Source organism: Sorangium sp. So ce321 (genome assembly GCF_051530195.1).
Classification (GTDB): domain Bacteria; phylum Myxococcota_A; class Polyangia; order Polyangiales; family Polyangiaceae; genus Sorangium.
The window spans coordinates 10774233-10797447 of sequence record NZ_CP150329.1 but is presented as its reverse complement, the minus strand read 5'-3'; the positions used below and the strand labels follow the sequence as shown (position 1 = coordinate 10797447).

The following is a 23215-nucleotide window of genomic DNA, read 5'->3' as shown; positions in this document are numbered from 1 at the left end:
CCGTCCTTCAGCGCAGCCGCCGGGGGCATCGGCCTCCCGGCGCGCCGGCCTAGCCCGCGGCGCGCCGCGCCGGAGGCGAGCTCGGGGCGCCGCGCTCCTCGTCTTGCTGCGCGCCGTCGCTGTCGGTGAGCAGCCCCGCGGAGCCGCGGGGCAGCGTGGCGCTCTGCGGCTGTGTGGAGCTCTGGGGCAGGGGCGTGGAGCTCTGGGGCAGGGGCGTGGAGCTCTGGGGCAGGTCGGAGATGTGGAGCAGCTGGGAGAGCTCCAGCGCGCTCCACTTGCCCGGGGGCGGGATCGAGATCATCCCATCGCGCTCGCGCTCCAGGCGGGCGTTCAGCTCGCCGCCGATGAGGAGCGCGAGGGCCAGCAGCCACAGCCAGAAGAGGAAGATCGCGACGGTCGCGAGGCTCCCGTAGAACGTGGCGTAGCGGCCGAGGGTGGCGACGTAGAGGGAGAAGAGGGTCGACACGATCGACCAGAGCACCACGGTGAGCACCGCGCCCGGGAAGATCCGGCGTCGCTCGACGTTCGGCCGCTGGATCGAGATCCTGAAGAACGCGGCGACCATGCAGATGACGAGCCCCGCGGGGAGCGCGAACGCGACGATGCGGGCGCCGATGGAGCCCGACAGCGTGCTGATCAGCAAGCCGACGCCGGCGACCACGGGCACCACGGCCAGGCTGGCCATCACGCACGCCGCCGCGATCGCCCTGCGGATGTACCAGGGGCGCTCGCGCGTGTTGTAGATGGTGTCGAACACGCCCATGGCGGTCGAGAGCCCGGAGGACGTGATCCAGAGGAAGCCGGTGATGCTGATCGGGGCGACCGCCGAGGACTGCGAGAGCCGGATGAGCTCCTCCGAGACGAGCACGGCCACCCCCGGCGGCGCCGCCTGGAGGATCGGCCGCACCACGACGTCCGACCACTGGTGGATCCGGCTGAGCACGTAGCCGGCGAAGGCGGCGAGGGGGATCAGGCTGAGGAACGCGTCGAAGGCCATGGCGCTCGCGGCGCGCGGCGCGTTGTGGCGATCCAGGCTGATGATGACGCTCCACACCGCCTTGGCGGCGCGGTGGCGCTCGATGTGTCGCCGGATCGGAGCGGGCACGCGAGCAGACTCGCTCTCCCTGGTGCTGGGCGCAATACCATCTGCCGCGCGCTCCCGGCTCCGGCGATCTCGGGCCGGCGGCAACTTCCGGCGTGCGCCGCCGAGGGCGCGGGCCGGGGAGGCGCGGGCGCGGCGTACGTGCGGGTCGGTCCCACACCACGGAGAGCGCGCCGGAAGCGGTGCTGATCGAGGCGCGCGAGAGCGGCGGGGGCCGCGCTCGATCCGCGAGCACGGCTCCTCCGAGCGGGCGCGCCTAGGCGCCGGCGTTCCTGTCGGCGGCGAGGAGGCTCTGCACCGCGTAGGGCACCGACTCGACCCCGGCGAGCTCCGCGAGGGCGTAGGCGATGTGCTCGCGGCTCGCGTGCGGCGGGATGCCGACGATCGCCCAGGAGCCCCCCTCGCCGCGCTGCAAGTTGCTCCCGCGCTCGACGCGGAGCGATGCCAGGGCCGGGTAGACGGCCACGGTCATCCGCTTCGGCCGCAGGCGGTCCAGCGCGCGCATGGCGAAGGCGATCCGGTCGAACTCGCTGGGATCGCGGTACTCGACGTGCCGCTGCCGGTCGATCTCCACATGGTGGGCATCACGCTCGCGCACGGCGTGAGCATAGCCCAAGCAGGCCGCCGCGCCGCCAAGGCGCGAGCGGCCTCGACGGGCGCCGGTGCCGGCGGCGCCCGCCGAGGCGGCCCGAGGCGCGTGCGACCGCCGCGATCGGCCGGCCTCGGCCCACCCCGTGGCCACCGCGCTGGAGCAGATGCCGTGAAGAAGCTCCTCGTGGAGGTCGCCGTGGAGCGCCGGCGCCGACGGGGGGACCGCGCTACCGCAGGATCTCCTCGAGCAGCGCGTTCGGCTGGCCGCGGCGATCCTCGCCGAACGACGAGACGCCCAGGCCGTAGTACTGGTTCATGATGGTGAACCAGAGATCGCGGAGCTGGCGATCGCTGCCGAGGGCGCCGTAGGCGACGTGCGCGTCGTTCAAGAAGACGCCGTCGCCGCCGAGGAGCACGATGGGCAGGTCGTACCCGTCGTGATCGTGCGAGCGCATCTCGCTCATGTGCACCATGACCGAGTGATCGAGCACCGTGCCGTCGCCCTCGGGGATCGCGTCGAGCCGCTGCGCGAGCTCCGCGCTCTTCTGGTTGAGCCAGCAGTTGATCGCCGCGTAGTCGAGGTTGCTCTGTGTGATGATCTTGTACTGGCCGTCCTGGGTCGCGCGGTCCAGGTTGCCGGCGGCGTGCTGGGCGGAGTGGTAGTGCAGGCTGCTCTCTCTCCTGTACGCGAGCCCCACCTTGGCGCGGACGTCCTCCGGGATGCACCGATACTCGAACTCGGAGCGCATGTCGTCGTGCATGTGGGTGATGACGCGCGTCACGTCGCATTGGATGGCCATGACGATGAGGTCGATCATGACCTTCGCGTGATCCTCGTGCTTGTACGGGCCGGCTCCGGTGTTGTCGTTCTCGTTGAGCCCCTCCGCCTGGCCCGGCGGCTCGGGGACCACGCCGGGCTGGCTGATCGGGCTGCAGCCCAGGGTCGTCGGCGTCATCGTCGACTCGACGCGGGTCGCGTTCTTCTCGATCTCGCGCAGCGAGTCCAGGTATTGCTGGACGATCTTGCGATCGCCGGAGCCGACCCGGTTCATGAGCGAGTTCGCGTCCGCGAGCACGCCGTCGATGACGCTCTTCTCGGTCGCCGCGCGGCGCTCCGCCTCGATCCTGGCCTCCTCGTCGCTCTGCCCTGGCACGGCGGACCCCGCGCCCGCGCCGACGAGCGCGTCGAACACCGCCTTCGGGTTGACCGAGCGCTTCAGCGGCTCGCGCGGGCTCTTCCAGGAGACGACCTGGTTGTAGGCGTAGCTGCGCTGGTCGAAGAAGCCGGGCTTGACCCCGAGCCCCGTCTGCAGCGACGGGATGCGGGTCGCCTGCTCCGGGCCTGCCTTCTGGACGATGAGCTGGTCGACCGAGACGCCGTTGCCCACCCACTCGCCGAGGTCCTGGCGCGCCTCCCTCCCCATCTGATCGGCGTCCACGCAGGTCGAGAGCGCCGCGCCGAGGCGTGAGTGGGAAGGCTCGATGTAGGGGTGCTGCTCCGTGCTCCACGTGTAGTTGCCGAGGCGGCTTATCATGAGCATCTTCGACTTCACCGGCGCGAAGTGCTCGAGCACCCTCGGCAGCTTGAAGTCGGCGCCCTTCAACGTCTTTCCGAACGCCGGGGCCGTCTCCCACCAGTGATGGGGCGCCCCGTTCGGGAAGGTGCAGAGCAGGAAGCGCTTCGGGGTGCCGGGCTCCCCTGCGCGCGCCCCGCGCGGCGCGAGGCTCTCGAGCCACGGCAGCGCCAGGCAGACGCCCGCGCCGCGCAACAGATTTCTGCGTGTCATCAAGCGTTTCATGTGCGCATCGCTCCTTCGTGCCTCGTCTCGTGCAGCAACAACCCGCGCGGCCTCACCGCCCCTCGCCCTTCGCTCGAAGGCGGAACGCCTCGCTGATCACCACCTGCTTCACCAGATCCGCGACCGTCCCGCCGCCCCAGCGCGCGGTGATCCCCTTGAGCCGCGTCCTGTCCTCGCCGCTCGGGCGTCGGCGCAGGGCATAGCTGAAGAGCTGCTCGGAGGGGCACGTCCCCGACTGGGCGGCCTCCATGAGCGCCGGCACGAGGCCGGAGATGTCCTGGAACGTCACGCCGCCGTACACCCCCGTCGCGTCGATCGGGTCGCCGTTCGGGTACGCGGTCCGGTAGGCGCCGATCGGGTCGAAGTTCTCCAGGCTGAGCCCGATCGGGTCGAGCACGTCGTGGCAGCTCGCACAGTCGGGCGACGCGCGGTGCTTCTCGAGCTCCTGGCGCACATTGAGAACGGGGGCCTCGTCCCCGCCCGCGGCGCCGAGCTCCGGGATGTCCACGTTGGCGGGCGGCGCCATGGGCACGCAGAAGAGCTGTTCCATGATCGTCTTTGCGCGGGACGTGGGAGAGGTCCGGTCGGCGCGCGACGACAGCGTCAGGAACGCGGGGAGCGTGAGGAACCCCTCGCGCCCGCCCTCGGGGTCGTTCGTGTAGAGCGGCTCGAGCAGCTTGCTCTCCGGGTGGGGCGCCGTGAGGAACTCGGACCAGGGCCGCCCGCCGGTCGTGAAGCTCGCGAAGTAGGCGTTGACCTGCTCGAGCATCGCGTCCTTCACCTCGTCGTTCCAGCTCGGGAACCGGGTCGCGTCGGCGTTGTGGCTGGGGAGCGTGCGCGTGCCGAGCCACTGCCCGAAGAAGTTCTGGAAGAAGGCGGCGCTCTTCGGGTCGGCCAGCATCCGGTCCACCTGCTGCTCGAGCTCGCCCTCGGTGGCCAGCTCATCGGCCTCCGCCGCGTCGAAGAGCTCCTCGTCCGGCAGCGAGCTCCAGAGCAGGTACGAGAGGCGCGACGCGACCTCGTAGCCGTTGAGGGCGCCCGGCGATCTCGCCGAGTCGGGGCCCAGCTCGATCCGGAGGAGGAAATGCGGCGACGTCAGCAGGGTCCGGACGACGTGCTGCACCGCCTGGACGGGGGACATCTCGAGGGCGGTCCGCGCGTTGGTGTACTGCGCCGCGTACCGATCGACCTCCGCCGCGTCGAGCGGGCGCCGGAACGCGCGCAGCCCGAAGCGCTCGATGATCTCGCGCGCGCACACGCCGTCCGCGCCTTGAGCCGGGTCGCACACGAGGATCTTGGCGCGCTGCGCCTCGTCCGAGAACGCGTCCTCGGCGAGGTCCCTGGCGGCGTCGTAATACCCCTGGACCAGGACCGGCGAGAGGTTCGAGAGCGCGCTCACGTTCGCGTCGAAGCCCTTCGCGCCGAAGGCCGGGAAGCCGTCCGCGGGCCTCTGGCTCGTTCCCAGGAGGTGGGCGACCGTGGAATTGTACTCCGAGGCTGTCATGTGGTGCAGGGGCATCGCATCTACAGCGATGTCGGCGCCCTGCTCCGGAGCGCCATCGCTCCGCTCCGGAGCGCTATCGCTCCCGAGGGTGCCAGTGCACGAGATGCTCAGGAGGCATCCCCCGGCAGCGAGCCAGGGACCTGCGAACACTCGGTCCAATCTGAACGTCATCATGGGCTCCCGCGTGTGAAATCGGCTGTTGGTTCCTTGTGACCGGTGAGCTCGGATTTCGTGATCAAATCGACCTCGCGGCCACACGAAGATCAGGACGTGTCCTGTGCGTGGAAGACTACGGTGATGGTGTTCCTCCTCGGGCTGCCCGGGTGTGGGGTGGACGTCGAGATCGCAGTGGGGCGCATGAGTCCACCATCGATGGCGATCGCCTGCTCGCCGGCGCCCAGGTCATCCATGGCGGCCTCCTCGGATCCTGGCGTGGTGGCGCTGCACCGCGTCGGAGAACGCCTGTCGAGCGGCCCTCAGCCGCGCATACACGGTGTTGATGTTCACCCCGGTCCCCTGCGCGATCTCCGCCGGCGGCATCTCTTCCAGCTCGGCGAGGACGAGCACCGAGCGCTTCTCCTCGTCGAGCGACGCCAGGAGGTCGTGCACCACGCGCGCGGTCTCCGCCCTCGCCATGGCCTCGTAGGGGCTGAGGTTGCTCGGCCCTGCGAGCTGATCGGGATCCACGATCTCTTCTGGCCCGCGGTGGGTCGGGCTCTGGCGGCGCAGCGACCTCCGGTGCGCCTGCACGACGTTGACCACGATCCCGAAGATCCACGTCTTCAGCGAGGAGCGGCCCCGGAACTCCGGGAGCCGTCGGTACACGACGACGAACACCTCCTGGCACACGTCCTCGTGCGCCGAGGCCTCCACGCCGAGGCGACGCACGGTTCGCCCGACGAGGGGAAAGAGCTTGCGGTACAGCTTGGCGAAGTCGAGCAGAGCGGCCTGTACGTCGGCCTCGGGGACGGCGGAGACCACGTCGGCGGGCGGAGCCGTCGACGGAGCGACCGCCGCGCGGGCGGTCACGGGCTGCACCTCGCCGTGCGGGCGAGCGAGGCGTGGAGCTCGCCCGCGCGGCGAGGGGAGCTCTCCGCTCGCGCCGAGCAGGTCCGCGTTGGGGAGCGCCTCGGTCCACCCCGAGAACCAGGCGTGCCGGAAGACGTGGGGGTTCGATTCTTCAAAGAGGGGCACCGCTTCTCGCATGGTTGCTGCCTGCGCTCCGGGCGACCGATCCGCGCCGTCTCCGCACGAGAATCCGGTCAGCCAGGGCGAGCGCCGGTCGCGTCGGAGCTCGCCCCGGTGCCGCTCGAGGGCAGACCTGTCGCAATCATCAATGCGCCGCGATGATGTTGACGCGGCAGCCTTCGCGCGCGGCGAGGCGAAGAGGGCGGCGTCAAATCAGCGGTGAGAAACCATTCAAGCCGACCACGCGCGGGTCCGCGGCCAGGCGCGCCAGATCGGCGCTGAAGCTCGGCGAGCCGGTCTCGAGCTGCGCGACGAGCGACCTGAGAACTCGCTGTCCTTCATCAGGGCAAAGCCGAAGTAGTAGGTCAGATTGTGAGCGCTCACATTTCTGATGTCAACGACGATCTATCCCTCCGCGGCCGAGCTCGACATCGGATGGCTGGCGAGTCTCCTCCGAGCGGCGCGTCACGACGGCGGGCGCAGGCCCACGGTATTGTTCAACGTGGATTCCAATTTCGGGATCGAGGCTCGCCTCGCGCCGGTTCATTTGGGTTGACATGGATTATGTGAACGCTCACAAACCTGTGCTCAGGGCGTGTCCTTCCGCTTTGTCCCGGGTAGCCGTCGCGCGCGCCCCCTGCGGCGGCACCGCCTGCGCCGGCGGCGGCCCCCGCGACGGACGCCTCTTCAGCGGCCCCGGCCGCCAGATCCGAGCCACCTGGTGGTGAAGCCGTGAACGCAAAGCCCGCTTCCGTTTCCAGGGCGCCCTTCGGCGACGCCGATGGTAAAGAGGTGGTCCTCTACACGCTCACGAACACGAACGGCCTGGTCGCGAAGGTGATGACCTGCGGCGCGACGGTGACCGAGCTCCACGCCCCCGACAAGACAGGGAGGGTGGGCGACATCGTCCTCGGCCACGACGACCTCGACGGGTACCTGAAGAGCAGCCCGTACCTCGGGGCTCGCGCAGCGCCTGCCGCTCTCGCCGATCACGGCGAACGTCGTGCTCGTGGCAAGTCGACGAGATTATTTGCTCAGCAGCGTAACGCAACCCAATCCCAGGAGGATCCATGACCCGCTCGATCACATGCAGTATCTCGCTCCTTGTCGCGCTTTCAATCGCTGCTTGCGGGTCCGACAACGACGCCGCCGACGGCTCGGGCGGCAGCGGAGGAAAGGGGAGCAGCAGCTCTTCGAGCAGCAGCAGCTCTTCGAGCAGCAGCAGCTCTTCGAGCAGCAGCGGCAGCACCTCGGGCACGGGCGGCACGGACGACCCGAACCCGAACGGCGGGGGAGGACAGGGCGGGACGGTCGATCCGGTCGGCACCGAAGGCGACGGCGATTTCGAGATCGGGCCTGACTACCAGGACGCCCCGGAGATCAAGAGGATCGACGGCGTTCCCAGGGGGCGGACGTTCACGCTCTCCATGTCGTCCCGGGACAGCGAAATCTTCACCGGCCACGATCCGACCTTGAACGACAACGCCAAGGGGGATTTCAACCGCCGCGTGGAGGTCGCGATCCCCGCGACGTACGTCGACGGCGCGGAGGCGCCGTTCATGGTCGTCCAGGACGCGACCAACAGGGACGAGATCATCAACACGATCAACAACTTCGTCGCGGACCCGAACAACCGTTTCCCGAGCGTCATCGCCATCTTCGCCGCGAACGGAGGGGGCGACTCGTACGGCAGCGAGCGGGGGCTCGAATACGACACCATGTCCGACGCCTATCAGAGGTTCGTCGATACGGAGCTCCTCGAGGCGGTCAAGAACGACCAGGCCGTCCACGCCGCGTACCCCAACCTGAAGTTCACGAGCAACCCGGACGGCCGCGCCACGTACGGATGCAGCTCGGGCGGGGCGGCGGCGCTGACCATGGGCTGGTTCGGCCACGACACCTACCGCAAGATCGTCACCTACTCCGGCACGTTCGTCGACCAGCAGAACCCCCGCGCGCCCACCGAGGCCGAGTATCCCGACGGCGCCTGGGAGTACACGGAGGGGCTCATCCGGGACAACCCGGTCAAGCCGCTGCGCGTCTTCCTGCAGGTCGGCGAGAACGACCTCGGCAGCACCCGCGATGAAGCCAGCCACCACAACTGGGTGATGGCGAACCAGCGCGTGGCGGCGATCCTCAAGGAGAAGGGGTATCATTACCGCTTCGTCTACGCGAAGGGCGCCAGCCACTGCGACGGGAGAGTGCTCAGGCAGACGCTCCCCGACACGCTGCGCTGGATGTGGCGGGGCTATCCGGTCGATTGACGCGCGGTGGTCCAGCGCATGCCAGCGTGATGTAGGCCGCCGCCGGCCGGCGGCGATCCGCGCGAGGCGCCGGGCTGCGCCGCCGCTCGGCCGCCCCGCGGCGGTGACCCCGCCCTGCCGAGCCTGCCCGAGGCGCCCACCCGCCGGAGGAACCCGTGGCCCGCGGGTGCCGCCACGCGCCCGCCATGCTACGCGCCGGAGCGCCATGGACAGCCTCCCCCTGCTCGCCGACCACCCCTACGCCTCCTTTCTCGATCAGGTCGAGAAGCCCGCGCGCTACGCGGGCGGCGAGGTCGGCTCGGTCGTGAAGGATTGGGCGTCGGTCGAGGCGCGCGTCTGCCTCGCCTTCCCGGACGTCTACGACATCGGGATGAGCCACCTCGGCTTCAAGATCCTCTACAAGCTCCTGAACGACGACCCGCGCACGCTCGCCGAGCGCTGTTATGCGCCGTGGGTCGACATGGAGGCCCAGCTCGTGAAGCGCGGGCTGCCGCTCGTCTCGCTCGAGTCCGCGCGTCCCCTCAGGGACTTCGACGTGGTGGGCTTCTCCCTCCAGTTCGAGCTCACCTACTCCAACATCCTCACGATGCTGCACCTCGGCGGCGTCCCGCTGCGCGCGGCGGACCGCGGCGAGGACGACCCGATCGTGATCGCGGGCGGCCCGACGGCGACGCACCCCGAGCCGATCGCGCCGTTCCTCGACGCCCTCGTCATCGGCGACGGCGAGGAGAAGGCCACGGAGGTCGCCCTCGCGTGGGCCCGGCTCAAGCGCGAGGGCGTGCCGCGGCGCGAGCGGCTGATCGCGATCGCGCGCCTCGGCGCCATCTACGTGCCCTCGCTCTACGCGACCCGCCTCGACCCGGACACCGGCTTCGAGATCGTGGACCGCCCGCTCGTCTCCGGCATCCCGTTCCCGGTCGAGCGCGCCCTCGTCGACCTCAACCAGTACCCGTTCCCCGACGAGAGCCCGACCGGCGGCCCCGAGGCGATCTTCGACCGCATGTCGATCGAGATCGCCCGCGGCTGCACCGAGGGGTGCCGCTTCTGCCAGGCCGGCATGATCTACCGCCCCGTCCGCGAGCGCGATCCCGAGCAGATCGTCGACACGGTGATGCGCGCGGTGCAGAAGTCCGGCCAGGACGAGGTGTCGCTCACGGCGCTGTCGACGGCCGACGTGTCCTGCATCTCGCCGCTCATCAAGAAGGTCACCGACCGCCTCACGGCGGAGCGCATCTCGCTCGGCGTCTCGTCGCTGCGCGCCTACGGGCTCGAGCCCGATCTCCTCGACGAGCTCAAGCGCGTGCGCGCGACAGGCCTCACCTTCGCGCCCGAGGCGGGGACCCAGCGCATGCGCGACGTCGTGAACAAGAACGTCACGGAGGAGCAGCTCCTCGAGACGGCCGAGCGGGTGTTCAGCCGCGGCTGGGGCAAGATGAAGCTCTACTTCATGATCGGCCTCCCGACCGAGACCGACGAGGACGTGCGCGGCATCGTCGAGACAGGCGCCCGCGCGGCCGGCGCCGGGAGGAAGGCGGCCGGCAGGGGCAAGCCGGCCGACGTGACGGTCAGCGTCTCGACCCACGTGCCGAAGCCCCACACCCCCTTCCAGTGGGCGGCGATGGACACGCTCTCCGAGGTCGCGCGCAAGCAGCAGCTGCTCCGGGACGCGGTGCGGCCCTACCGCGCCGTCAAGCTGAAGACCCACGAGGCCCACGCCAGCGTCCTCGAGGGCATCTTCGCCCGCGGCGACCGCCCCCTCGCCGACGTCCTCGAGCGGGCCTGGCGCAGCGGCGCCCGCTTCGACTCGTGGGACGACCAGCTCAAGCTGTCCATGTGGGAGGAGGCGTTCACGCACGTGGGCGTCGACCGGCAGAAGTACCTCGGCACCCTGCCGGTGACCGCGCGGCTGCCGTGGGACCACATCGACGTCGGCCTTGAGGAGGGCTTCCTCGCGCGGGAGTACAGGAAGGCGCTCCAGAACCGCCTCAGCCCGCCGTGCGGCAAGGTCGCCGGCGCGTTCGTGCACCACACGAACCTCGAGGACGCCACGGCCGATACGCGCCGGCTCGTCTGCTACGACTGCGGCGTCGCCTGCGACATGACGCAGATGCGCGAGGAGCGGCTGACCTTCCTCGACCGGCTCGGCGCCCACCGGCGATCGTTGCCGGTCCTCACGGACGCCGCCGCGACGGCGCCCGCTGCCGCGACGGCGCCCGGTGCCGCGGCGCCCGCTGCCACGACGGAGCCCGCTGCCGCGACGGAGCCCGCCGCCGCGACGGCGCCCGCCGCCGCGACGGCGCCCGCTGCCGACCTGCCTGGCGAGCCGGCGCCCGCCGGCGACGCGGAGCCGCCCCGCGCCGAGGCAGAGGCGCCCCGGCGCGCGCAGCGGACCGCGCCCGCGCCGAAGGGGCGCGGCGGCTTCCGCTACCGCTTCCGCTTCGAGAAGGCCGGACCGGTGGCGCTGCTCGGCCACCTCGACGTCGTGCGCGAGCTGCCCCGCGTGCTCCGGCGCGTCGGCGCGCCGATGACCTACACCGCTGGCTTTCACCCGAAGCCCGACATGACGTTCTCGCCGGCGCTCTCGCTCGGCGTGATCAGCCTCGACGAGTACGTCGACCTCCGTCTCGAGCGCGACCTCGACCCCGCCGCGCTCGACGCGCTCGTCGCGTCGATGACCGCTGCGAGCCCGCGCGGGCTCGTGTTCCGCGGCGCCGCGCAGCTCGGCCCCGAAGACCCCGCCGTGAGCAAGCTGATCGCCGGGGCCCGCTACGCGCTCGCTTTCGCGCGCTCCGCCATCGGCGTCGACGCGGAGGCGACCCTCGCCGCCCGGTGCAGCGCCGCGCTCTCGGCCGCGTCGCTCCCGATCCGCCGCGAGATCGACCGGCTCGCGAAGATGGTCGACGTGCGCCAGTACCTCGTGCGGGCCGAGGTCGGCGGGCCCGACGTGCTCTCGGCGCTCGCGCGCGCCGGGCTCGTGGGCGACCTCGTCGCCCTCGACGTCGAGGTCGACATCCGCGGCTCGGGCGCGGTGAAGTCGTCCGAGGTCGCGGCCGTGATCCTCGGGGAGCCCGGGGAGGCGCCGGGCGCGATCACGCCGCCGCCGCACCGCGCCGTGCGGCTTCAGCTGTTCGGACGCGCCGCGCCGTCAGGCTCCGCCTTGCCCGAGCGCTTCTCGCTCCTCGATCTCGAGCGGGCGCGCCGCGTCAAATCCGCGCCCGAGCGGGCGCCGTCCGCCGCGCTCGCGGCCGACGCCGGGTGAGCCAGCCAGGGTGACGGTCCCATCGTAAAGATCCTTCGCAGGACGCGGCGCATCGACGCGCATCGACCGCCAACCGCGCGGGCGATCGCGCGGGGATCGGCTACGCTGCGCTCGTATTCATGGCAAAGGAGGCTCACGACACCGAATGCTGCGCCGCGCGCCTCGCCGCGGCGGGAGCGGTCGGCGCGAGCGTCGCCCACGAGCTGCGCAACGCCCTCGCGGTCGCGGAGTCGTCGCTCTTCCTGGCGCAGCGGGACCTCGACGATCGGCCTCGCCTGCTGCGCCACCTCGACCGGGTGACGTGCGAGATCCGCAAGGCGCACGAGGTCATCGGCAGCGTCCTCGGGCTGGCGCGCGGCGAGCCGCTGCGGCGCGAGCCGGCGCCCGTCGGCAAGCTGATCGAGAGCGCCCGCCACGCGCTGGTCCTGCCCACGGCGGTCCGGTTCGAGGTCGCCGTCGCGCCGGCCGAGCTCACGCTCCTGTGCGACCCCATCCTGCTCGAGCGCGTCTTCTCGAACCTCTACCTCAACGCGATCGAGGCGCTCGACAACGCGCCCGGCGGCTCGATCGTCACGCGCGCGTGGCGAGGCGACGAGCGGACGTACCTCGAGGTGGAGGACAACGGCCCCGGCGTCCACCCGTGCGTGGTCGACCGCCTCTTCGAGCCGCTGGTCACCGCCAAGGTGAAGGGGACCGGCCTCGGGCTCGCGCTGAGCCGGGTCATCATCGAGGCCCACGGCGGCGAGATCACCGCGACGGCGGGCTGCTCCCGGGGCACGGCGTTCCGCATGTGGCTGCCCAGCGCGTAGCGCGCGGGGAGCCCCTCTCCGCGACGCCGACGGCGCGCGCGTCGATCAAGCACGGCCGCGGCCGCGGACGAGCTCGGTGACGGCCTCTCCCAGGCCCTCGAGCGTGAGCGCGAACATCGGGAAGATGGCCTTGATCGCGTCGACGGTCGGGTGGGGATAGGGGCTGATCCCGTCCGGGTTCAGCCACACGGCGCGGTCGAAGTGGTCGCGGAGCATCATCAGCCAGGCGACGCCGGGCATCCGCGCGTCGGACTCGAACGAGGCCTGCCACCCGCCGGGCCCCGGGCCGCCGAAGCCCGCCGAGCCGAGCAGCTCGTAGGGCGCCATCGAGGCGTCCCCGACCATCACGAGCTTGTAGTGCTTGCCGCACTCGTGGAGGAGCTCGCGCACCGGGATGGGGTCGAGGAGCCCCTCGGTCCTGTAGACCTTCTCGTAGACGCAGTTGTGGAAGTAGTAGCTCCGGAGCTCCTTCCAGTGCGTCGCGCGCTTCGCCGCGCTGAAGAGCTGCGACACGAGCGCGGCGCTGGGGTCCATCGAGCCGCCCACGTCCATCATCAGGATCACGCGCGTGTTCGGCCGGCGCGGGGGCCTCGTGACGACCTCGATCTCGCCCGCGTTCCTGGCCGTCGCGTCGATCGTCGCCTCGATGTCGAGCTCGCGGTCGCCGCCCTCGCGCGCGAAGGCGCGCAGCTTGCGCAGCGCCACCTCGATCTGGCGCACGTCGAGCGTCAGATCGCTCCGATAAGGCCGGTAGCGGCGCGCGTCGGCGTTCTGCACGGCGCCGCTCCGCCCGCCCGCGGAGCCGCCGACCTGGATCCCGCTCGGGTTGTAGCCGCCGCGGCCGAACGGCGAGGTGCCGCCGGTCCCGATCCAGCGGCTGCCCCCGTCGTGGCGCTCCCGCTGCTCGCGGAGGCGCTCCTCGAACCGCCGGAGCACCTCCTCGAGGTCGAGCTCCTCGATCATCGCCTTCTCCTCCTCGGAGAGGGCGCGCATCTTGATGGGATCGCGGAGCCACGAGAGGAGCTCCTCCGCGACCGCCTTGGCCTCGACGTGCGCGCCGCGGAAGTGCTCGGCGAACGCGAGGTCGAAGTCGTCGAGGTGCGCCTCGGAGTGGACCAGCATCGCCCGCGCGACGTTGTAGAAGCCGTCGAGCGAGCTGTCGTGGAGCCCCGCGGCGAGCGCCTGCGCGAGGCCGACGGCCTCCTGGGCGCCGACAGGGACCTTGCGGGCCCGGAGCTCGTAGAGGAACTCGATGAACATCGCTACGACCTGTACCGCTTGCCGCCGGCCAGCTGGTCGGCGAGGGCGACCAGGTCCTGCTCCTTCTTGAGCAGCGCGCCGAGGAACGGCAGCGTCTTGTCGAGCTTCACCTCCTGCACGCCCGCCCGGCGCAGCACGGCGATCCAGTCGATGAGCTCGCTCGTCGAGGGCCGCTTCCGGATCCGGCCGTTCTTGCGGATCTCGTAGAAGGCCTGCATCGCCTGCTCCGCGAGCGTCCGGTCGAGGTCGGGGTGGTGGACGCGGACGATCTCCCGCATGAACTCCGCCTCCGGGAAATCGATGAAGTGGAAGACGCAGCGGCGCAGGAAGGCGTCCGGCAGCTCCTTCTCGTTGTTGCTGGTGATGATCACGACCGGCCGCTCCCGGGCGGCGATCTCGTCGCCTGTCTCGGTGATGCGGAAGCGCATCCGATCGAGCTCGTGGAGGAGGTCGTTCGGGAACTCGAGATCGGCCTTGTCGACCTCGTCGATGAGGAGCACGACCCGCCGCTCCGCGCTGAACGCCTTCCCGAGGGGGCCGAGCTTGATGTAGCGGCGGATGTCGCGCACGTCGCCGTCGCCGAAGCGAGAGTCGTAGAGCCGTTGCACCGTGTCGTAGACGTAGAGCCCGTCCTGGGCTCGCGTGGTGCTCTTGACGTGCCACGGGATGAGCTCGGCCGACAGGCTCTGCGCGATGGCCTCGGCGAGCAGCGTCTTGCCGGTGCCGGGCTCTCCCTTGACGAGGAGCGGCCGCTCCAGGACCAGCGCGCAGTTGACGGCGGCCTCGAGCGCCTCGTTGGTGAGGTAACGTTCGGTGCCGCGAAAGCGACGGAAGTCGGACATGCCGAACGGTAGCACCCCGCCGGCGCGCGCGGCGGAGCTCGCCGCCGGAGCGACCCGGCGCGCGCGGGGGATCAGAGCCAGTTGCGCGCGAGGTAGGCTGTCCACGAGGCCGCCCGCTCCCAGAGGGGGCGCCGGGCCCAGTGCGCGACGGTGAACTCGCGGCAGTGGGCGACATCGTCGGCGAACATCCGCTCCATGGCGCCGGCGAAGCCGCGGTGCGAGATGACGGCGTTCGCCTCGAGGTTCATGCGGAGCGACTGGCTGTCGAGGTTGGTGGAGCCGACGGTGGACCACGCGCTGTCGATGACCGCCGTCTTCGCGTGCAGGACGCGGCCGCGCCACTCGAGCATGCGGGCGCCGGCGTCGAGGAGGTGGCCGTAGATGGTGCGCGACGCGAGCAGGACCGCAGGCACGTCGGTGGTGCCGGCGACCATGATCCTGACGTCGACGCCGCGGCGGGCCGCGGCGGTGAGGGCGTGGATGATCCGGAGCGGCGGCAGGAAGTAGGCGTTCGTGATGAAGATCCGGTGCCGGGCGCGCTCGATGGCGTGGCGGTAGGCGTCGCGGATGCCGTGGCGGTGCCTGCGGCGGGGGAGGTCGTTGCTGATGATCTGGACGGCGGGGTCGGGCCTGCGCCCGGCGTGGCTGTAGCGCTGCTCGTCGACGGGGGCGCCGCCGGCGCGCTGCCACGTGCGCAGGAAGAAGTACTGGAGCTCGGCGGACGCGGGGCCCTCGATGCGCAGGTGGGTGTCGCGCCAGCCGGCGCCGCCGTCCTCCGGCGCGGCGTAGTCGTCGGAGATGTTCAGGCCGCCGGTGAACGCGACGGTGCCATCGACGATGAGCGCCTTGCGGTGGTCGCGCCGGGCGACCTTCCCGAACGGGGCGGAGAGCTCGATGGGGCGGAAGGCGAGGGGCCGGACGCCGGCGCGGCGGAGCCCGTCGAGGAACGACGACGAGACGGAGGAGCCCCAGGCGTCGAAGAGGAGGCTCACCTCGACGCCCGCGGCCGCCCGCGCGGCGAGCGCCTCGGCGAAGCGCTGGCCGGTGCGATCGCCCCGGAGGATGTACGTCTCGAGGCAGATCGTGCGCTGGGCGCGGGCGATGGCCTCGAGCATGGCCGGGTAGGCCTGGGCGCCGTCCTTGAGGAGCGCGACGCGATGGGCGCCGACGATCATCTCGGCGAAGGCGGGCTCGGCGGGCGCGAGGGGGGGGTGGGACATGCAGCGAGGGGCCGGGCTCCTCGGGGTGAGGCGGCATGGATGATAGCGCGGTCGGTGGGCGGCGCCGAGATACGGGCCGGGCGCCGAAGCGGGGTGGCCGGTCCGCCGCGGGCCCACCGTGATGCCGGGCGGGCGGGTGATCGTGCGGGATTGCCGGAGAAGGGAAGTTGGAGCGAACGCGCAATGCCGGGAGACACCTTGAGATCCGGTCGATGAAGGATGAATGTCAAGGCGAGGAATGGATGTTTGCGAGGGGCGGGTTGGACTCGGCCTGTGCGCGCGGGCATCATCCACCGCCGTGGGCGGGAGAGCCGCGATCCCGCGCTTCGGTCCGGCGGCGGCTCGCGCGGAGACGCGCGGAGAGAGGACACGTCACGCGATGGCACCGAGGCGAGCGAAGGGGCAACACGCCGTGCAGGACGAGCTGTCGAGCGCGGGCGGCCGGGAGCATGGGTATCCGAGGCCGCAGCTCCGGCGCGCCGGGTGGACGTCCCTGAACGGGACCTGGGCGTTCGCGCTCGATCCGGAGGCGAGGTGGAGGAGGCCCGGCGAGGTCGTGTGGGATCGCGTCATCGAGGTCCCGTTCTCGCCCGAGACGAAGCGGAGCGGGATCGGGGACATGGGCTTCTACCGCGCCTGCTTCTACCGGCGGACGTTCGAGGCGCCCGATCTCCGGCAGGGCGAGCGGCTGGTCCTGCACTTCGGCGCCGTCGACTACGAGGCCACCGTCTGGGTAGAGGGGAGCCTCGTCGCGCGCCACGCCGGCGGCTACACCCCCTTCAGCGTCGACATCACCGACCACCTCGGCGCGTGCGGGGCGCAGGAGATCGTCGTCCGCGCCGAGGACGACCCCACCGACCTGGCGAAGCCGCGCGGCAAGCAGGACTGGGAGGACGAGCCCCACTCGATCTGGTACCCGCGCACGACCGGGATCTGGCAGACCGTCTGGATGGAGCGCGTCCCGGGGACGTCGATCGGAGCGGTGCGCTGGGCGTCGAGCCTCACCCGATGGGAGCTCGACTGCTACGCGAGGATCGCGGGGGAGCGCCGCGATGATCTGCGCCTCAGGGTGCGGCTCCACTACGACGACGCGCTGCTCGCCGACGACACGTACACCGTCGTCGCTGGCGAGGTGCACCGGCGGGTCGCGCTCTCCGACCCGGGGATCGACGACTTCCGGAACCACCTGCTGTGGAGCCCCGAGTCGCCCACCCTGATCCAGGCGGAGCTCGAGCTGCTCGGCCGGGGCGGGGAGGTGCTCGACCGCGTCCGGAGCTACACGGCGCTGCGCTCGATCGCGATCCAGGGCGATCGCATCGTGCTCAACGGGAGGCCGCTCCCGCTCCGGATGGTGCTGGATCAGGGCTACTGGCCCGAGACCGGGATGACGCCGCCGGACGATCTCGCGCTCCGGCGAGACGTGGAGCTCGCGCGCGAGATGGGCTTCAACGGCGTGCGCAAGCACCAGAAGATCGAGGATCCGCGCTATCTCTACTGGGCGGACACGCTCGGCCTCATGGTCTGGGAGGAGATGCCGAGCGCCTACCGCTTCACGGCGCAATCGGTCGAGCGCCTCACGCGGGAGTGGATCGACGCGGTCGAGCGCGATTACAGCCACCCCTGCGTGATCGCGTGGGTGCCGTTCAACGAGTCCTGGGGAGTGCCGAACCTGCCGGACAACGCGCGGGAGCGCCACTGGGTCGAGGCGCTCTACCACCTCACGAGGACGCTCGACTCGACCCGCCCCGTGGTCGGCAACGACGGCTGGGAGAGCGTGGCGACCGACATCATCGGGATCCACGACTACGACGCCGACGCGGAGCGGATCGCGCGGCGCTACCACGCCGAAGACGTCCGGCCCAGGCTGTTCCAGCGCGAGCGCCCCGGCGGCCGCCTCCTCGTGCTCGATGGACACCGCGGGACGGTCGAGCTCCCGATCATCCTGTCCGAGTTCGGCGGGATCGCGCTGCGGCGGAGCGCCCCGGGCATCTGGGGCTACTCGCTCTGCAACGACCCGCGGTCGTTCGCCCGGGCCTACGAGAGCCTGCTCGCGGCCGTGCGTTCGGTCGAGCTGCTCAGCGGCTTCTGTTACACGCAGTTCGCCGACACGTACCAGGAGGCGAACGGCCTTCTCTACGCGGATCGAACGCCGAAGTTCCCGCTCCACGAGATCCACGCCGCGACGCGCGGCCGCGTCTCCGGCCACCTCCAGCCCGACTGCCTGGATCTGCGGGGGCGCGAGGGGCCTCGGCAGGAGGGCGTGCTCGATCCCATGGTCGAGGACGGCAGATAGCCGCGCCGGCGCGCCGACCGACCTCCAGCGGTCCTGGGCGCGAGCTGACGCACGATCTCATCCACCCTCGGTGGGCTCAACGGTCCGCTCCTCCTCGAATCCTGACGCCCTTGCCCCGCAATCGCGTTGCGATCTCGCGAGAGGCGCGGTCACGCCGCGTCGCGGCGCGCTCGCCGGCATGCTCCTTGAATAGCGCCTGTCCGATGCCCGGGCCGGGACCCAGGTGCACACCGAGACTCGATCGGGAGGGACCGATGGACGCGAGATCGCAGCCAGACGTGATCTGCTTTTCGCACCTGCGTTTCAACTTCGTGTTTCAGAGGCCGCAGCACCTGCTCACGCGCTGCGCGCGGCGGCGGCGCGTCTTCTTCTTCGAGGAGCCGGTGTTCGACGGCGAACCACCGCGCCTCGAGGAGACCGAGGCCGAGCACGGGGGTGTCCGCATCGCGACTCCGCACCTGCCCGCCGGCGCCGGGACGTCGCGGGCCTCCGCGATGCAGCGCGAGCTCCTCGATGACATGATGAAGCGCCACGCGATAACAGACTACGTGCTCTGGTACTACACGCCGATGGCGCTCTCGTTCTCTCGGCACCTCGTGCCCGCCGCGACCGTGTATGATTGCATGGACGAGCTATCGGCCTTCGCCGGGGCGCCCCCGTCGCTCAAGCAGCGCGAGGCAGAGCTCCTGGGCCGCGCCGATCTGGTCCTCGCCGGCGGCGCGAGCCTCTACGAGGCGAAGCGGGCGCTGCACCCGAGCGTGCACGCGCTCCCGAGCAGCGTCGACGTCGCGCACTTCGCCCGCGCGCGGTCCGCTCCCCGCGCCGAGCCCGCCGACCAGGCGGCGATCCCGAGGCCGCGCCTCGGCTTCTTCGGCGTCCTCGACGAGCGCATGGATCTCGAGCTCATCGCCGCGGTCGCCTCGCTCCGCCCCGCCTGGCAGATCGTGCTCGTCGGGCCCGTGGTCAAGATCGACCCCGCGGCGCTGCCCCGCGCGCCCAACATCCATGTCCTCGGGCAGAAGCGGTATGAAGAGCTCCCCGCGTACCTCGCGGGCTGGGACGTGGCGCTCCTGCCCTTCGCCCGGAACGGGGCCACGCGGTTCATCAGCCCCACGAAGACGCCGGAGTATCTGGCCGGCGGCAAGCCCGTCGTCTCCACCTCGATCCGCGACGTGGTGCAGCCCTATGGCGAGCTCGGGCTGGCGCGCATCGCGGACGCGCCGCGCGACTTCGTGGCCGCGGTGGAGGCGGCGCTCGCCGAGGATCGCGGCCCGCTGCTCGCGCGCGCGGACGACCTCCTCGGGCGGAGCTCGTGGGACGCCACGTGGGCCAGGATCGAGCGCCTCCTCGAGGGCGCGCTGGAGGGCCGCGCCCGGGCGGCGGCGGCGGAGTGAGCCATGTTCGATTACCTCATCGTGGGCGCCGGCTTCGCCGGGTGCGTCCTCGCCGAGCGGCTCGCCCGCGGAGCCGGCAAGAAGGTGCTGCTCTGCGACGCGCGCGCGCACATCGGCGGCAATGCGTATGACCATCACGACGCCGCGGGCATCCTCGTGCACAGGTATGGACCGCACATCTTCCACACGAACTCGCGGGAGGTCTTCGATTACCTGTCGCAGTTCACCGAGTGGCGCCCGTACCAGCACCGCGTGCGCGCCTGGGTCGACGGGCAGCTCCTGCCGATCCCGATCAACCTCGACACGATCAACGGCCTCTACGGCCTGAGCCTCAACGCGCTGGAGGTCGAGGGCTTCCTCGCGTCGCGCGCCGAGCGGCGCGAGAGCATCCGCACGTCGGAGGACGTGATCGTCAGCAAGGTGGGGCGAGAGCTCTACGAGAAGTTCTTCCGCGGCTATACCCGCAAGCAATGGGGGCTCGACCCGTCGGAGCTCGACGCCTCGGTGACCGCGCGCGTCCCTGTCCGAACGAACCGGGACGACCGCTACTTCGCCGACACCTACCAGGCGATGCCGCTCCACGGGTTCACGCGGATGTTCGAGCGGATGGTCGATCACCCTGGCATCAAGATCCTGCTCAACACGGACTACCGCGAGATCCGCAATGTCATCCCGCACCGCGAGGTGATCTATACAGGCCCGATCGACGCCTATTTCGATCACCGCTTCGGGAAGCTGCCTTACCGCTCGCTCGAGTTCAAGTTCGAGACCAAGGACCAGGAGGTGTACCAGGCGGCGCCTGTCATCAACTATCCTAACGAGAACAGCTACACGCGGGTCACCGAGTTCAAGTACCTCACCGGCCAGGCGCACCCGAGGACGACCATCGTCTACGAGTTCCCGAACGGCGACGGCGACCCGTACTACCCGGTGCCGCGGCCGGAGAACGCCGCGCTCTACCGGAAATACGAGGAGCTCGCCCGCTCGACCTGCGGCGTCCACTTCGCCGGCCGGCTCGGCACGTACCGTTACTACAACATGGATCAGGTCGTCGCCCAGGCCCTGACCCTCTACACGAAGCTGACGGGCGCACCGAGCTGGCGGTCTCTCGCGGAGGCGGCGTGAGCGGGGCAGCGGGGGAGGGCGGCGAGCCGCCGCTCGAGCTCTGGGGCGGTATCGAGTGCACGGTGAACCGCGTCCGCGACGCGTACCACGATCAGCTCGAGCGGAGCGGCCACGCGCACCGGCTCGATGACCTCGATCGCTTCGCCGAGCTCGGGATCCGGGCGCTCCGGTACCCCGTGCTCTGGGAGCGCACCGCGCCCGATGGCCCCGCGCGCTTCGCGTGGGCCGACGCGCGCCTCGGCAGGCTGCGCGAGCTCGGCGTCCGGCCGATCGTGGGCCTCGTCCATCACGGCAGCGGGCCGCCGCGGACGAGCCTCGTCGATCCGAGCTTCGTCGAGGGGCTCGCGCGCTTCGCCCGCGCTGTCGCGGAGCGCTACCCGTGGGTCGAGGACTACACGCCGGTGAACGAGCCGCTCACCACGGCGCGCTTCTCTGGCCTCTATGGCCACTGGTACCCGCACGGGCAGGACGGCCGCTCCTTCCTCCGCGCGCTCCTGACGCAGTGCCGCGCGACCGCGGCGGCCATGCGCGCCGTCCGCGAGATCAACCCGCGCGCGCGCCTCGTGCAGACGGAGGATCTCGGGAAGACGTTCAGCACGCCGCTGCTCGCCTACCAGGCGGAGCACGAGAATCACCGCAGGTGGCTGAGCCTCGACCTGATCATGGGGCGGGTGGACCGGGATCACCCGTTGTATCCCCAGCTCCTCGAGTGGGGCGCGTCCCCCGGCGAGCTCGAGGCGCTCGTCGCGTCGCCCTGCCCGCCGGACATCCTCGGCATCAACTACTACATCACGAGCGAGCGGTTCATCGACGAGCGCCTCGATCGTTACCCGTCATGGATGCACGGCGGCAATGACAGGCACGCTTACGCCGACGTCGAGGCGGTGCGCGTCGTCGCTGGCGGCGTGGGCGGGCACCTCCCGCGCCTCCTCGAGGTCTGGGAGCGCTACGGCCGGCCCGTCGCGATCACCGAGGCGCACCTGGGCGGCTCCCGCGAGGAGCAGCTCCGGTGGCTGGCCGAGGCGCACCGCGCGGCGGTGGCCGCGCGCGCGGCGGGCGCGGACGTGCGGGCGGTGACCGCGTGGGCGCTGCTCGGCTCGTTCGATTGGGACAGCCTCGTCGTGCGCAATCGAGACCGCTACGAGCCGGGCGTCTTCGATGTCCGCGGCCAGGCGCCGCGCCCGACGGCGCTCGCCGGGCTCGTCCGCGCGCTCGCGCGCGGGGAGCCGTTCAACCACCCGGTGCTCGCGTCGCCGGGGTGGTGGCGCCGCCCGGAGCGGCTCCTCTACCCGGCTGTTCGCGTGGAGGAGCGCGACGGCGCAACGCGCGTCGAGCCGTCCGGCCGCGGCCCTGCCGTGTCGACCGAGGGGCCGCCGCTCGTGATCACTGGCGCCGCGGGCACGCTCGGCAGGGCGTTCGCGCGCGTGTGCGCTCGCCGCGGGCTGCCGCACCGCCTGCTGAGCCGGCGCGAGATGGACATCGCCGACCCCGCCTCGGTCGAGCGCGCCCTCGAGCGCCACGCGCCGTGGGCGGTCATCAACACGGCGGGCTACGTGCGGGTCGACGATGCGGAGCTGGAGCCTCACCGGTGCGCGCGGGAGAACGCCTCCGGGCCCGCGGTGCTCGCGGCGGCGTGCCGCGAGCGCGGCGTCCGGCTGGTCACGTTCTCCTCCGATCAGGTCTTCGACGGCACCGGGACGACTCCCTATGTAGAGACCGACCTGGCGAGGCCCCTCAGCGCGTATGGGCGGAGCAAGGCTGTGGCCGAGCAGCAGGTGCTCTCGATCCTGCCGACGGCCCTGGTGGTGCGCACGGCGGCCTTCATCGACCCCTGGGACGCTTCCAACTTCGTCGCGGCCGCCCTGCGCGCGCTGCGCGACGGCCGCCCCTTCAGCGCGGCCGAGGACCTGATCGTGACGCCCACCTACACGCCCGACCTCGTCAATGCGGTCCTCGATCTCCTGATCGACGGCGAGCGGGGCCTCTGGCACCTGGCGAACCGCGACGCGGTGACCTGGGCTGAGCTCGTCACCCGGAGCGCCGCGCTTGCGCGGGTGGACGCGAAGTCCCTCGTCCGGTGCCCGAGCCACGCGCTCTGTTTCGTCGCGCCGCGCCCCCGGTACAGCGCCCTGGGCAGCCAGAGAGGGCTCCTGCTCCCTGCGCTCGACGACGCGCTCGAGCGCTATCTGGTCGATGTGGACGGCGGCCCGGCCGGATGACGGCCGCGTGGAGCCGGGATGCGCGGCGCGCCTCACCGTGGATGACGGACATCCCCGATCGACCCTCAGGAGAAGGCGGTAGTCGTATCCGGGAGGTCCTTCATGCGAGCATAAGACATCAATGACATCTTCCGGCTTCTTCCCGCATGTCGACCGCGTGTCCGGAGCTCGACGTCCAGCACGGTGCGGGTTAGCGCCGATGAGCTCGCTTTGCCGGCTCGCGCGTCATTCCGTCGAAGATGGCGCTCGCGCGTCCCGACGTTTCGTTATGACAGACGGTTGTCTGCTGGATTGGCGCGCCGTCTGTCGAGGGCGTCGACACGTCTGTTCCACCGGAGGAAAAGTG

General features: G+C 71.2%; 17 protein-coding genes. 8 read left to right on the top strand and 9 right to left on the bottom strand.

The genetic code is table 11. From position 1 onward, the window contains the following. Positions 1–49: 49 nt before the first annotated feature. From WME89_RS39970 to WME89_RS39945, 6 genes are all read right to left on the bottom strand, one after another. Positions 50–1105: a YihY/virulence factor BrkB family protein gene (locus WME89_RS39970; RefSeq protein WP_438004834.1), complete on the bottom strand. Its 1056-nt coding sequence runs from the start codon at positions 1103–1105 to the stop codon at positions 50–52. Positions 1106–1358: 253 nt separating this feature from the next. After that, complete coding sequence (locus WME89_RS39965) at positions 1359–1700, bottom strand: hypothetical protein (protein ID WP_437501720.1); 342 nt, start codon at positions 1698–1700, stop codon at positions 1359–1361. A 220-nt stretch (positions 1701–1920) separates the two neighbouring features. Beyond that, complete coding sequence (locus tag WME89_RS39960; RefSeq protein ID WP_438004833.1) at positions 1921–3480, bottom strand: DUF1552 domain-containing protein; 1560 nt, start codon at positions 3478–3480, stop codon at positions 1921–1923. Between the two features lie 64 nt (positions 3481–3544). Next, positions 3545–4996, bottom strand: coding sequence for a DUF1592 domain-containing protein (locus tag WME89_RS39955; RefSeq protein WP_438004832.1), 1452 nt, complete (start codon positions 4994–4996; stop codon positions 3545–3547). Between the two features lie 263 nt (positions 4997–5259). After that, positions 5260–5406 carry a hypothetical protein gene (locus WME89_RS39950; protein WP_438004831.1) on the bottom strand — a complete coding sequence of 49 codons (147 nt, stop codon included), beginning with the start codon at positions 5404–5406 and terminating at the stop codon, positions 5260–5262. Next, complete coding sequence (locus WME89_RS39945) at positions 5399–6202, bottom strand: RNA polymerase sigma factor (RefSeq protein ID WP_438004830.1); 804 nt, start codon at positions 6200–6202, stop codon at positions 5399–5401. The genes WME89_RS39950 and WME89_RS39945 overlap by 8 nt, the downstream gene beginning before the upstream one ends. 714 nt (positions 6203–6916) lie before the next feature. On the opposite strand from WME89_RS39945, the gene WME89_RS39940 reads away from it, so the two are divergent. From WME89_RS39940 to WME89_RS39925, 4 genes are all read left to right on the top strand, one after another. Beyond that, positions 6917–7258, top strand: coding sequence for a hypothetical protein (locus tag WME89_RS39940; RefSeq protein WP_438004829.1), 342 nt, complete (start codon positions 6917–6919; stop codon positions 7256–7258). Next, complete coding sequence (locus WME89_RS39935) at positions 7255–8448, top strand: alpha/beta hydrolase (protein WP_438004828.1); 1194 nt, start codon at positions 7255–7257, stop codon at positions 8446–8448. Before WME89_RS39940 ends, WME89_RS39935 begins: the two co-directional genes overlap by 4 nt. A 205-nt stretch (positions 8449–8653) precedes the next feature. Further along, positions 8654–11707 carry a TIGR03960 family B12-binding radical SAM protein gene (locus WME89_RS39930; protein ID WP_438004827.1) on the top strand — a complete coding sequence of 1018 codons (3054 nt, stop codon included), beginning with the start codon at positions 8654–8656 and terminating at the stop codon, positions 11705–11707. A 119-nt stretch (positions 11708–11826) separates the two neighbouring features. Continuing rightward, entirely contained in the window at positions 11827–12516 is a 690-nt protein-coding gene (locus WME89_RS39925) for a sensor histidine kinase (RefSeq protein WP_438004826.1), read from the top strand. Between the two features lie 45 nt (positions 12517–12561). On the opposite strand, the gene WME89_RS39920 is transcribed toward WME89_RS39925, so the two are convergent. From WME89_RS39920 to WME89_RS39910, 3 genes are all read right to left on the bottom strand, one after another. Next, on the bottom strand, positions 12562–13776 hold the full coding sequence (locus tag WME89_RS39920) for a vWA domain-containing protein (RefSeq protein WP_438004825.1): 1215 nt from the start codon (positions 13774–13776) through the stop codon (positions 12562–12564). Between the two features lie 2 nt (positions 13777–13778). Next, complete coding sequence (locus WME89_RS39915; RefSeq protein WP_437620036.1) at positions 13779–14618, bottom strand: AAA family ATPase; 840 nt, start codon at positions 14616–14618, stop codon at positions 13779–13781. A 71-nt stretch (positions 14619–14689) separates the two neighbouring features. Further along, on the bottom strand, positions 14690–15838 hold the full coding sequence (locus WME89_RS39910) for a phospholipase D-like domain-containing protein (RefSeq protein WP_438004824.1): 1149 nt from the start codon (positions 15836–15838) through the stop codon (positions 14690–14692). A gap of 379 nt (positions 15839–16217) precedes the next feature. On the opposite strand from WME89_RS39910, the gene WME89_RS39905 reads away from it, so the two are divergent. The 4 genes from WME89_RS39905 to WME89_RS39890 all read left to right on the top strand — a co-directional run bounded on the left by WME89_RS39905 (position 16218) and on the right by WME89_RS39890 (position 22869). Further along, a complete protein-coding gene (locus WME89_RS39905) occupies positions 16218–18131 on the top strand; it encodes a glycoside hydrolase family 2 protein (protein WP_438004823.1) in 1914 nt (637 codons plus the stop codon). A gap of 278 nt (positions 18132–18409) precedes the next feature. Next, positions 18410–19525: a glycosyltransferase family 1 protein gene (locus WME89_RS39900; protein WP_438004822.1), complete on the top strand. Its 1116-nt coding sequence runs from the start codon at positions 18410–18412 to the stop codon at positions 19523–19525. 3 nt (positions 19526–19528) lie between these two features. After that, positions 19529–20650, top strand: coding sequence for a UDP-galactopyranose mutase (gene glf, locus WME89_RS39895; protein ID WP_438004821.1), 1122 nt, complete (start codon positions 19529–19531; stop codon positions 20648–20650). Further along, on the top strand, positions 20647–22869 hold the full coding sequence (locus WME89_RS39890) for a family 1 glycosylhydrolase (RefSeq protein ID WP_438004820.1): 2223 nt from the start codon (positions 20647–20649) through the stop codon (positions 22867–22869). Before glf ends, WME89_RS39890 begins: the two co-directional genes overlap by 4 nt. Positions 22870–23215: the final 346 nt, after the last annotated feature.